Origin of the sequence: Streptomyces sp. NPDC060232, assembly GCF_042726555.1 — a bacterium.
Lineage (GTDB): Bacteria > Actinomycetota > Actinomycetes > Streptomycetales > Streptomycetaceae > Streptomyces.
Map to the genome: position 1 here is coordinate 23,822 of NZ_JBHXAG010000001.1, position 11,338 is coordinate 35,159.

Here is an 11,338-nt window from a genome sequence, read left to right on the forward strand (position 1 = left end):
GGCCCGACCGACACGACACCCGTAGGAGCAGCCGTCATGACCGCCCGGAGCGCCACCGTCCAGCCGTCCCCCGCGACCGGGGACGCCCTGCTCGACCACGAGGTCGCGGAGGGCTTCGTACGCGGCGACGAGCAGTGCCTGACCGCCGCGTACCGCCGCTGGGGCGGCCTCGTCCAGGCCCTGGCGGCCCGTACCCTCGGCGATCCCCGGGAGGCCGAGGACGTCAGCCAGCAGGTCTTCCTGGCCGCCTGGCGGGGCCGGGCCGGCTACCGGCCGGAGCGCGGCGCCTTCCCCGGCTGGCTCGTCGGCATCACCCGGCGGAAGATCGCCGACGCGCTCGCGGAGCGCACCCGGCGGCTCGCCCTGGTCACCGCGGCCGGCGCGGCGCTGCCGCCGCCGGACGAGCCCGCGGTCGGCCCCGAAGCCGTCCTGGACCGGCTGCTGATCACAGGCGAGCTGGCGCAGCTGCCCGGCCCGCAGCGGGAGGTGCTGGCCATGGCCTTCTACGGGGACCTCACCCAGACGCAGATCGCCGAGCGCACCGGGATGCCGCTCGGCACGGTGAAGAGCCACACCCGGCGGGGGCTGCACCGGATGCGCCACCGCTTCGCCGCCGCGGCCCCGGCCCGGCCCTGATCCGCCGGACACCCCCGCGCCGTGCCGAGGGTGCGAGGATACCGGCGAGGCGTACGGCGGAGGGAGCAGCGGTGGCGGAGGCGGACGACCGGGTGCCCGGCCCTGCGCCGGTACGGGTGGACGGGCGGACCGAGCGCGGACGCCGCACCCGCGACAAGATCGTGGACGCGCTGCTCGACCTGCTGGACGAGGGCGTCGTGGAGTTCCCGGCCGAGCGGGTCGCCGAGCGTGCGGGTGTCTCGCGCCGGCTGGTCTTCCACCACTTCGCCGACATGTCCGAGCTGGTGGACCTCGCGATCACCCGGCGGCTGGAGCAACTGGCCGAGCAGATCAGGCCGTTGCCCGTGACCGGGCCCCGCCGGGTCCGGGTGGAGGCGCTGGCCGAACAGCGGGCGCGGATCCTGGAGTGGATCACTCCCGCGCGGCTGACGCTGATGCGGATCGACCACCCGTCTCCGCGTATCCAGCAGGTCACCGACGAGGCGTTCGCGGACGCGCGGCGGAAGGTCGCGGAGATCTTCGCCGAGGAGCTCGGCCGCCTGGACGAGGACCGGGCGGCCGAACTCCTCGACGGTCTGGACGCCGTCACCGCGTGGGGGGCCTGGCACCACTGGCGCTCCGGCGGGAAGAGCCCGCAGGAGGCGCGCGCGGCGATGGAGGCCACCGTGGTGAACCTGCTGGCGGCGGCCGACCACCCGCGCGGATGAGCGGCGGGTCCCGACGGGCCCCAGGGGCTTCGCGGGCACGGCCTCAGAGCCGGCGGGCGTCCTCGGCCCGCGCGGTCACCGCCCCGCCGTCAGCGCGGGAGTTCCACTGACACGTGCGGGGCCAGGGACCGCAGGAAGTCCGGGGCGTCGAACATCGCGCCGGCCGAGGCGACGCCCGTGGCGCGCGTGCGGCCGGACAGCACGCGTTCGAGGGCCTCCACCACCAGGGGCGCGGTGACCGCGTAGATGTCCCGGCCGCGGGCGGTGGCCCGGCGCTCGACGCCACCCGAACTCACCACCACGTCCACGACGAACTTCTGGTCCGACCGCCCCAGTTCGTCGGCCGGCTCCGGCGCCGGGGTGTGCTCGGCGGCCAGGTCCCTCGCGGCTTCGACGGTCATGTACGTACGGACCTCCGGCACGGCCACGTGGGTGGGCACGGTGACGGCGTCGGCCATGGTGAACTCGGCGATCACCGACCGCCGGCCCAGCGGCTCCGGGAAGATCCAGTCCTGCTCCGTCACCGCGTCGTCGTGGTACCGGAGCGCGCCGTCCGCGAACCGCACGCGGCGGCCGCCGCGGCGCTCGTGGGACACCCGACCCGCCGCCCGGGTGCCCGACGTGGGGTGCCAGCTGTTCAACCCGTAGGCGACGTGCGCCACTTCCGCAGAGGTCCACTCGCCCATCGCCGCCGTGACCAGCAGGTCGCCCAGCCCGCCGAAGAACGCCATCGCGGGCACCACGGGCGTGCCCGCCGCGGCGGCGGCCCGCTCGTGGTCGGCGAACGTCGCGACGTTCGCCTCCAGTTCGGCCGCGACGTCGAGGTACGGGATCCGCGCCCGCAGGGCCGCCTCCACGACCGGGCCCGCCGTGACGGCGAAGGGCCCGGCGCAGTTGACGACGGCCGCCGCCCCGGCGAGGGCCCGGTCCAGCGAACCGGCGTCGTCGACGGAGGCCGGGCGCACTTCCACGTCGTCCCACTGCTCGGCCAGTGCCTCCAGACGGGACGCGTCCCGGCCCGAGACGATGGCGGCGATTCCGCGCCGTCGCAGTTCGGCGACGACGAACCGGCCGGTGTGTCCGGTGGCCCCGTAGACCACCACTGCCGCTGTACCCATCGTTTCCCCCGCTCTCGACGTGCTCACGGGCTCCAGTCTCGCCGCGGCCGGAGCCCGACCGTGATGGTCCGTAACGACGTCGCCCGTACACTTTCGGACATGCCGACCGTCGTACTCCCCACCGCCGGTGACCTCCTGCACTTCGAACTGGGCGTCGCCTACGAGATCTTCGGCAACCCGCCGCGCGAGGCGACCGACGGCTGGTACGAGGTGCAGCTCTGCGGGCCCGGCCCGGTGCGGGTCGGCCCGTTCACCGTCGAACCCGACCACGGGCTCGACCGGGTGGCCTCCGCCGACACCGTGATCGTGCCCGCCTGCGCCGATGTGGACGTCCCCCCGCCGCCCGAGCTCGTCGAAGCCGTCCGCGCCGCCCACGACGCCGGAGCCCGCGTCGCCTCCCTGTGCACCGGGGCGTTCGTGCTCGGCGCCGCCGGCCTGCTCGACGGCCGGCGGGCCACCACCCACTGGGCGCACGCCGCGGAGCTCGCGGCACGCCACCCGCTGGCCGTCGTCGACCCGGACGTGCTCTACACGGACAACGGCAGCGTCCTGACCGCTGCGGGCAAGGCCGCCGCCGTCGACCTCTGCCTGCACCTGATCCACCTCGACCACGGCGCCGCCGTCGCCAACTCCGTCGCCCGCCGCCTCGTCATGTCGCCGCACCGCCCAGGCGGCCAGGCGCAGTTCGTCGGCACCCCGGTCCAGGCCCGCGGCGACCACCGGCTCGCCGACCTGCTCGCCTGGGCCCAGCAGCGACTCGACCGGCCGCTGACCGTGACCGACATGGCGCGCGAGGCGCACACGAGCCCCCGCAACCTCGGGCGGCAGTTCCGGGCGGTGGTCGGACAGACCCCGATGCAGTGGCTCCTCACCCAGCGCGTGCGCCGGGCCCAGGAGCTGCTGGAGGCCACGGACGAGAGCATCGAGACGGTCGCCCTCGCCACCGGCATGGGCACCTCGACCACCCTGCGCCGCCAGTTCAAACGGATCGTCGGCGTCCCGCCCGCCGCCTACCGGCACTCGTTCCGCAGCGCCGGGCCCGCCCGACCCCGCCCGGCGATCGGCCACGGGCGGTGATATCGGCCTCGGCCGGTTACCGACCGTCCGGGACGTGCCTTTCTGGCGTGCACCTGCTGGGGCAAAATGCCGGGTGTCACTGGCAATTGCGGGCTTCGCGGCACATCCGTCCCATCCGGCACACCCCCTGGGACCCCGCGGTGCCCACGGCTCGGCGAGGGGTGGTCCTGGCGTTGCAGTCCTTACAGATACGCCGCATACGAGCACTGCGCGGCACGACCTCCGTGGGGTCGGGGCTGCACCGGGCCCAGTCCTTCCTGGTCGTGGCCACCCTGCTCTACCGGGGCAGCCACCTCACCGTCGCCGTCATGGCCGTCGCCCACCGCCCGTGGAACCTGCCCCTGCAACACCTGGGCCTCGCCGCGGCCCTGGGACTCAGCGCACTGACCTACGGAACGGCCCTGCGCCGCGGCTGGTTCGACCGGCGGCACATCTGGGCCGACATCCTCGTCACCGGATGCGTCCTGCCCCTGGCCCTGTGCGCCTGGGGAGGCGTGCGCGAACCGCCCACCATCGCCTGGGCGATGCTGCTCGGCGGATCGGCCAGCGCCGCCGCGGCCATCTCCCTCGACCGCCTCCAGGCCATCGCCGCGGTCGCGCTCCTGGTACTGACCCACTTCATCGGCTACCAGGCCGTCGGCGCGACCCCCGCCGTCGTCGTCGGGCACCTCAACTCGCTGGTGTCGTCCGCCGTGATGACCTGGGCCTTCCGCTGGTACCTGCGCCGCCAGGGCCGTCTCCTGGACGAGGCCAACGCCCGCGCGCTGGCCGCGGAGGCGCACAAGGCGCGCTACGCCGAACGCCTCGAACACCACCGTGCCCTGCACGACACCGTCCTCGCCACGCTGACCACCCTGGCGGCCGGCACCGTCGACGCCAACGCGCCCGAGGTGCGCCGGCGGTGCGCCCGCGAGGCCGACTACCTGCGCCGCCTGATCCAGCAGACCACCGACGAGGTCCACCACCGGGAGATCGGCGCCGCGCTGGAGGAGGCCGTCGCTTCCGTGGAGAGCCTCGGACTGCGGGTCACCGCCCAGTACCACGCCCTGCCGCAGGTACCGCCCGAGGTCGCCGCCGCACTGGGGCACGCCGTACGCGAGGCCCTCAACAACGTACGGCGGCACGCGGACACCGGCCACGCCTACCTCACCGCCACCGCGGACCCGGACGGCAGCGGCGCAGCCGTCGTCACCGTGGTCGACCGCGGCCCGGGATTCGACCCCGCCCGGTGCGAGCCCGGCCTCGGCCTGCGCGGCTCGGTCCACGGCCGGATGACCGAGGCGGGGGGCCGGGCGACCGTCGACACCGCCCCCGGCGAGGGCGTACGGGTGGAGCTGAGATGGCCCGGGTGATCAGCGTCGCGGTGGTCGACGACGACCGGATGCTCCGCGACGGACTGCGGGCCTGGCTCGGCGGCGTACCCGACCTGCGGCTCGTCGCGACCGCCGGCACCGTCGGGGAACTCCTCGCGGACCCCGGCCGGTACGGCGGCCCGCACCGCCCCCCGGCCGACGTCGTCCTCCTCGACCTCGTCCTGCGGGACGGCTCGGACCCCGCCGACAACATCCGCAGGCTGCTGCGCACCGGGAGCCGCGTCCTCATGATCAGCACGGTGCCGGACCGCTCCCGGATCATCGGGGCGATCCGGGCCGGCGCCGACGGATACCTGACCAAGGACCACGACCTGCCGACCCTGGTCGCCGCCGTCAAGGACCTGGCGGAGGGCCGGGGCGCCCACTCCATGGAACTCGCCTTCGCCTGCGCCTACGACGACAGCCCCGCCCGCCCCCGGCTCTCGCCCCGGGAACGGCAGATCCTGCTCGACTACGCGTCCGGCATGACCCTCAAGTCCGCGGCCCGGCGCGCCGGCATCACCGTCCACACGGCCAAGGACTACCTGGACCGCGTCAAGGCCAAGTACCAGCAGGCGGGCCGCCCCACCTACACCAAGCTCGACCTCGCCCAACGGGTACGGGAGGACAGCCTCGACGGGGGCTGACCCCCGGCGCAAGCCCCCCAAACGGACGGCTTCAGGGGGCGACCGCGTCCCTCGTAGGGTCGTCCCGGCGGTGCCTCGGACGGCCCGCCGGGAAGGGGACGAGCCGGTGACCGCACTCGGGTCGGGAGGGCCGGCAGGGCCGGCCACGGACCGAACCAGCACGGGCAGCACCGCCACGGGCCGTGCCTGCGGCCCGCACCGGGGACGGGGCCGCCTCGTCGGGCGTACGGCCGAGATGGGGCGCATCACGGACGCGCTGGCCGCCGCCCGGTCCGGGCGGGGCGAAGCCCTGTTCGTCACCGGCGAGCCCGGCGTCGGCAAGACCCGGCTCGCCACCGCGGCCCTCGCCGAGGCCGCCGCGGCGGACATGGTCACCGTACGCGGGCGGGCCAGCACCGTCGGCCCGCCCGTCCCCTACCGGCCGCTCGTCGAGGCGCTGCTCCTGCTCGCCCGCGCCGGACTGCTGCCCGATCCGGAGGAACTGGGCTGCTACGGCTCCGTCATGGCCCGCCTGCTGGGCGACACCCCGACCGCTGGGGAGACCCCGGGCGCCACGGACACTCCGGGCACCGCGGACCGCGGCCCGTCGCCCCTCACCGTCGCCGAAACCGTGCTCCGCCTGCTCGCCGCCGTCGGCCGGCAGCGGGGCTGCCTGCTCGTCCTCGACGACCTGCACGACGCCGACGCCGGCACCCTGGCCGTCGTCGAGTACCTCCTCGACAACATCGCGCACCAGCCGGCCGTACTCCTGCTCGTCGCGGGACGCACCCCCCGCACCGCGGCCGACCTGGCTCTGCGCGCCCGCCAGCGGGAAGCCGCCGAGACCCTCGACCTGACCCCCCTGACCCACCCCGACGTGCGCCTCCTCGTCGCAGCCGAGCTGGGCGTCGCACCGGAGGAGGTCTGCCCCGAGCTCCTGCACCGCGCGGTGACCGGCAGCGCCGGAATCCCGTTCGTCGTCAAGGAACTCGTCCACGACCACGCCGGCCGCCCCACCCGCCACGGCGCCCCGACCCCGTCCGTACCCTCGACGGTCGCCGACGACATCAGGCGCCGGACCGCCTCGCTCGGGCCGCTCGGCACACGGTTCCTGGGCACGGCCGCCCTGTTCGGCAGACGCTTCCCCCTGCCGGTACTGGAGCACGCGATGGACGCCGACCACACGGCCCTCTCCGAGGTCCTGCGCGCGGCCATCGCCTCGTCCCTGATCACACCGGACGCGCCGGGCACCCAGTGGTACGCCTTCCGCTACCCGCTGGCGGCCGAGGCGCTCCTCGCCGACCTCGCGCCTGGCGAACGCGCCCGGTACGCGCGCAGCGCGGCGCGCACACTGGCGCACCTCCATCCAGGACTGCCCGGAGCCTGGCGCGCACACGCCGCCCGGCTGCACGAACACGCCGGCGAAACCGGTGAAGCCGTACGCCTGTACTGCGAAGCGGCGCGGTGGGCGGCGGACGAGACCGCCCCGGAACAGGCCGCGGAACAGGACCCGCAGCAGGCCCCGGAACAGCACCCGCAGCGGGCCCTGGACCTGCTCACCCGGGCCCACCGCCTCCTCGAACCCGGCACCGCGGCACCCGAACTGCACGCCACAGTGCTGGAACTGCTGCTCGACGCCGTCGCCCGCACGGCCCGCCTCGACCGGTTACCCGACCCGCCCGCCGTCGACGGCGGCATTCCCGCCGCGCGCCGGGCCGGGATCCACGCCCGGCTCGGCGCCATCGCCACCCTGGCCGGCCGCCCCGCCGAAGCCTTGCGCCACGTCGACACCGCCCGCTCGCTGCTCCCCGGCCGTGCCGCCGCCGGCCACACCGCCCTCGTGGACCTCGCCGCGGCCCACGCCGAGCTGGGCAGGCCCGCCCCCGACAGGCTGCACACCGCCGCCGGGCTCGCCCGCCGGGCCGTTCAGGCCGCCCGGGGCGGCGACCGGCCGGACGCGGCGTGCGGAGCGCTGCTGCTGCTCGGACAACTGGCCCGGCACCAGGACGAGTCCGCCGCGACGGCCCACTTCGAGCGGGCCCGCACGATCGCCCTCGCCCACCGGCTCCCCGCACCTCGCGTGGCGGCCGACGTACAGCTGGCCATCACCGCGGCCGGACACGACCAGCGGCCGACCCGCCTGGAGCAGGCCCGGCAGGAGGCCCGGCGCAGGGGCCTGCTGCCGCCGGCGCACGAGGCCGGCTTCGCCCTCGCCCTGGAGCGCATCCAGCGGTGCGCCTTCGACGAGGCCCGCGCCGTGATCACCGAGGGGACGGCCGAAGCCTCCGGCCCGGGACTGGACCGGGCCCTCGCGATGTTCCGGCTCGCCGACGCCGTACGGTACGCCCACCAGGGACGCCGCGCCGAGATGGGCGCCGCACTGGAGCGACTGGAGCCGCTCCTCGACGCAGCGCCCGGCCTGCGCGCCATGTCGTCCGGACTGGCCCGGGCCTTCTGCTCGCTGCTGGAGGAGCGGCACGACGCCGCGGAGGAGGACCTCGCGCGGGCCCTCGCCTACGACACCGAGAACCCGGCCACCGGCGACTTCGGCCGGCACGGCATCGTCGTACTCCTCGGCGTACTGGCCGGACGCATGGGCCGGCGGCACTGCGCCGGCCTCGCGGCCGCCGGCGCCGGCGGCACCCGCTGGAACCGCCAGTTCGCCGGCCTCGCCCACGCCGTGCTGCTCGGCCGCGAGGGGCACCGCGAGCAGGCGACGGCCGTGGCGGACGAGGCGCTGGCGGCGGCCGCCCCCTACCCCGTGGCCCGCCGCCTGTGCCTGCGGCTGGCGGCCCGCACGGCGTACGAGGACGGCTGGGGCGCGCCGGTCGAGTGGCTGCGCGAGGCCGAGGAGTACTTCCACACCGCCGGCCACCACCAGGTCGCCGCCGCCGGCCGGGCCATGCTGCGCGGGATGGGCGCCTCCGTCCGGCAACGGCGCACGGGCACCGAGCAGGTGCCGCCGTACCTGCGCAGGTCCGGTATCACCGTCCGCGAGTTCGAGGTGGCCCGGCTGGTCGCGGAACGGATCAGCAACAGGGACATCGCCGGCCGGCTGCACATCTCGCCGCGCACCGTCGAGAAGCACGTGGCGAGCGTCCTGCAGAAGACCGGCCACCCCAACCGCGGGGCCTTCGCCTCCGCCGCCCGCGACCTCGTCCCCCGGGTGCCGGCCTGACCGGCGGGACTGGGCCGTGTCCTGTGGATCAGGGCGGCCCCACCTCGTCCAGCAGGAAGTCCGCCGTGCCACCGGAGTTGACGCGGTGCAGCACCCGCAGCACGCCCGCCGAACCGGTCAGGTAGTCGGTGGAGCAGCGCAGCAGACCCTCACCGGGCACCCCCAGCAGGGGCCGCCCGTCGGGGTCGCGCAGACCGAAGCGTCCGGCGGGTTCGAAGAGGAAGACCCGCCGGACGACGTCGAGCTGCCGCAGCGCCGTCTCGCGGTACGAGGCGTCGCCGGTGAACTCCGCCGCGTCCAGCAGCGCGTCGGCGACCCCGCACAGCCCCGAGGCGTACCCCGGGCGCGCCGAGTACCGCAGGTCCAGCCCGCCCAGGACGACGCGGGCCGAGGCCAGGTCCCCGTAGCGCAGCAGCACCTTCGCCAGGCCCGCCGCACCCGCCTCGACGCACGGCTCCGGGCTCCCCGCGTCGCCGGCCCGCGCGGCGCGGGCGGCCTCCCAGGCGAGCGCCTCCCGCCCGAGCCCCAGACACTGCTCCTCGCCCGAGATCTGGTGCATCCGCAGCAGGAACATCGCGACGCCGGCCTGCCCGGAGCCCAGCCCGGTCAGCGGGCCCCGCGCGCCGGCCCCGGCCGGCCAGTGCGCGTGGCCGCCGTCGCGCCGGGCCGCTTCGGACAGCGCACGGGCGCAGAGCTGCGCGGCGGCCAGGTCGCGCGGGTCGCGGCTGCGCAGGAAGAAGCGCAGGTTCGTCATGCCCACCCCGGCCAGGCCGTGGTGGAAGGTGGGGTCGCCCTTCGCCACCACCCGCCGGTTGGCCTGGTCGAGCAGCTCCCTGGCCTCGGGCCCGAGGCCGAGCGAGTCCGCGGCCCAGGCGATGCCGGCGAGGCCGTTCATGAGGCCGTCCGGGTACCGCGCCGGGTCGATCCCCGCCAGTGCGGTGCGCAGCCAGTCGAGCCATTCGGGCCGGACGGGCACGCCGGAGGAGTGCAACGCCCACAGGACCCCGCTCGCCCCGGTTCCGAGGCTCAGCGGGTTGGTGGCGTGCGCGAACGGGTCCACGGGGAAGAGCGTGTCCCGGCGGGTGTCGGCGGCGGCCTCAATGAACGCCGCCACCGCGGCTTCCGCCCCGCCCTCCGCCCCGCCCGGACCCGGAAGGCTTTCGACGACGGGGAGCTGCGCCGCCGCACCGACCCCGCCGAGCAGCTCCGTCTCCTCCTCCAGGGCGTCGATCAGGGCGCTGAGGCCGAGACGCCCCCGGGCCAGGTCCACGAGCAGCCGGTGCAGTCGCTCCGGCCAGCCCAGACCCTCCGTGACAGGGATCCGGTACAGGTCCAGGACGTCCTCGCGCAGGTACGCCATCGCCGTGATCGGGAGGACGAGGTCGGCCATGGCGTACGCCATGGCCGAGCGGTCCCCGGCCTCGCCGCCCCCGCCTCCACCCCCGGACTCGCCTCCGGTCCCGGACCCGCCCCCGCCCCCCGGTCCGGTCAGCCGGGCGGCCCGGACGCCGACGATGCGCACCTCGTGGGTGTCCGGGTCGACGAGGACGTCCGAGGCGGTGAAGCCGCCGAGGACCACGCCGCGGTCGTGTGCCGCCCGCACCGCGCGGGCCACTCCGCGGAAGACGGTGAGGAAGATCCGCAGGTAGTGCCGGGACCGCTCGACGTCGAAGCCCGGCCGTGTCAGCGGGTCGAGTCGGCGCAGCAGCGGTTCGAGGCCCACCCCTTCGACGAACTCCTCGGCGATGTAGTGGTGTTCCCCGTGCTGGAACTTCGCGACGGGAGCCGGATAGGAGCCGGTGGCGGCCAGTAGGTTCAGGAACATCCACTCACGTCCGAGGAGCTCCACCGCGTCGAGGCCCGGCCGCGGATCGCCGTCGGTGTGCGGGCGGGCCTCCTTGAGCAGCACCTTCCGGTCCTCGTGCTCGGTGTCCTCGGCCGTGTGGACGCCCCTGTCGTGGGAGGGCCGGATCGTGCCGGTCACCCGGAAGCGACCCCCGAGCAGGCCGCCCCCCGCGTCCTCCTCGGCCGGCTTCCAGTCGTCGAACGGCCAGGGCGCCGGGGCGTCGGGCAGCGGGCGCCCGAGGACGTCGACGGTGCGCGCATCGCGGAACGGCCCGTGGCGGAAGTACAGCGCCCTGCTGTTGCGGTAGCGCACGGCCGACGCGACGTACGGGCCCTCCACCCCCTCCAGCAGGCGGTCCAGAGCGGCCAGGCGGGTCCTGAACTCCCCGTCGTCGTGCGGGTAGACGATCGCGAGCGGGCCGCCGCCCGGGAAGACGGCCCCGGAGTGGAGCGCGGCGAGGACGGTGGGATCGAGAGCGATCTCGAAGTCGGTGCCGTGGGTCGTCAGGTGCCGGATCAAGGACGCGGCGACGCCACGCGCCTCGCGGAGGCCCGCCGATACGTGGATCTGCCAGCCCTGCTCCGGCGGGGCCGGGTCGTGCCGGTGACTCCACCGGATGCCCCTGCGGACGAACAGGGCCCGTGTTCCCGCGTCGAACCCGGCGAGGAAGTGGTCCGGGTCCGGCTCGTGGAAGACATCGAGCGGGTCAAAGAAGAGCGTGTCGCTCCACGTGAACGGGGAGCGGGGGACCCGGCGTTCGTTGTGCATCTCAGCTGTCGGCCTCTGTGATCGTGGGAA

The 11,338-nt window shown here is 75.7% G+C and carries 8 protein-coding genes; 6 read left to right on the forward strand and 2 right to left on the reverse strand.

Annotated elements, in window-relative coordinates:
- The first annotated feature begins 36 nt into the window (after positions 1 to 36).
- A complete protein-coding gene (locus ACFWFZ_RS00100) occupies positions 37 to 636 on the forward strand; it encodes a sigma-70 family RNA polymerase sigma factor (RefSeq protein WP_387114199.1) in 600 nt (199 codons plus the stop codon).
- A 71-nt stretch (positions 637 to 707) separates the two neighbouring features.
- Complete coding sequence (locus tag ACFWFZ_RS00105) at positions 708 to 1,343, forward strand: TetR/AcrR family transcriptional regulator (RefSeq protein WP_387114202.1); 636 nt, start codon at positions 708 to 710, stop codon at positions 1,341 to 1,343.
- Between the two features lie 89 nt (positions 1,344 to 1,432).
- Here ACFWFZ_RS00105 and ACFWFZ_RS00110 read toward each other — a convergent pair whose 3' ends face one another.
- Positions 1,433 to 2,461, reverse strand: coding sequence for a saccharopine dehydrogenase NADP-binding domain-containing protein (locus ACFWFZ_RS00110; RefSeq protein WP_387114205.1), 1,029 nt, complete (start codon positions 2,459 to 2,461; stop codon positions 1,433 to 1,435).
- 99 nt (positions 2,462 to 2,560) lie between these two features.
- Between ACFWFZ_RS00110 and ACFWFZ_RS00115 the strand changes: the two genes are divergently transcribed.
- The 4 genes from ACFWFZ_RS00115 to ACFWFZ_RS00130 all read left to right on the forward strand — a co-directional run bounded on the left by ACFWFZ_RS00115 (position 2,561) and on the right by ACFWFZ_RS00130 (position 8,694).
- Entirely contained in the window at positions 2,561 to 3,538 is a 978-nt protein-coding gene (locus tag ACFWFZ_RS00115) for a helix-turn-helix domain-containing protein (RefSeq protein WP_387114208.1), read from the forward strand.
- Positions 3,539 to 3,711: 173 nt separating this feature from the next.
- A complete protein-coding gene (locus ACFWFZ_RS00120; protein ID WP_387114211.1) occupies positions 3,712 to 4,890 on the forward strand; it encodes a sensor histidine kinase in 1,179 nt (392 codons plus the stop codon).
- Positions 4,878 to 5,537 (forward strand): response regulator, encoded by a 660-nt coding sequence (locus ACFWFZ_RS00125; protein ID WP_387114214.1) that lies wholly within the window; start codon positions 4,878 to 4,880, stop codon positions 5,535 to 5,537. The genes ACFWFZ_RS00120 and ACFWFZ_RS00125 overlap by 13 nt, the downstream gene beginning before the upstream one ends.
- Positions 5,538 to 5,643: 106 nt before the next feature.
- Positions 5,644 to 8,694 (forward strand): AAA family ATPase, encoded by a 3,051-nt coding sequence (locus tag ACFWFZ_RS00130; protein WP_387114217.1) that lies wholly within the window; start codon positions 5,644 to 5,646, stop codon positions 8,692 to 8,694.
- 28 nt (positions 8,695 to 8,722) lie between these two features.
- On the opposite strand, the gene ACFWFZ_RS00135 is transcribed toward ACFWFZ_RS00130, so the two are convergent.
- A complete protein-coding gene (locus ACFWFZ_RS00135) occupies positions 8,723 to 11,308 on the reverse strand; it encodes a hypothetical protein (protein WP_387114220.1) in 2,586 nt (861 codons plus the stop codon).
- Positions 11,309 to 11,338: the final 30 nt, after the last annotated feature.

Coding starts and splice junctions, on each gene's coding strand:
- ACFWFZ_RS00100 (WP_387114199.1), top strand. CDS start 37: ATGACCGCCCGGAGCGCCACCGTCCAGCCGTCCCCCGCGACCGGGGAC.
- ACFWFZ_RS00110 (WP_387114205.1), bottom strand. CDS start 2,461: ATGGGTACAGCGGCAGTGGTGGTCTACGGGGCCACCGGACACACCGGC.
- ACFWFZ_RS00115 (WP_387114208.1), top strand. CDS start 2,561: ATGCCGACCGTCGTACTCCCCACCGCCGGTGACCTCCTGCACTTCGAA.
- ACFWFZ_RS00125 (WP_387114214.1), top strand. CDS start 4,878: ATGGCCCGGGTGATCAGCGTCGCGGTGGTCGACGACGACCGGATGCTC.
- ACFWFZ_RS00135 (WP_387114220.1), bottom strand. CDS start 11,308: ATGCACAACGAACGCCGGGTCCCCCGCTCCCCGTTCACGTGGAGCGAC.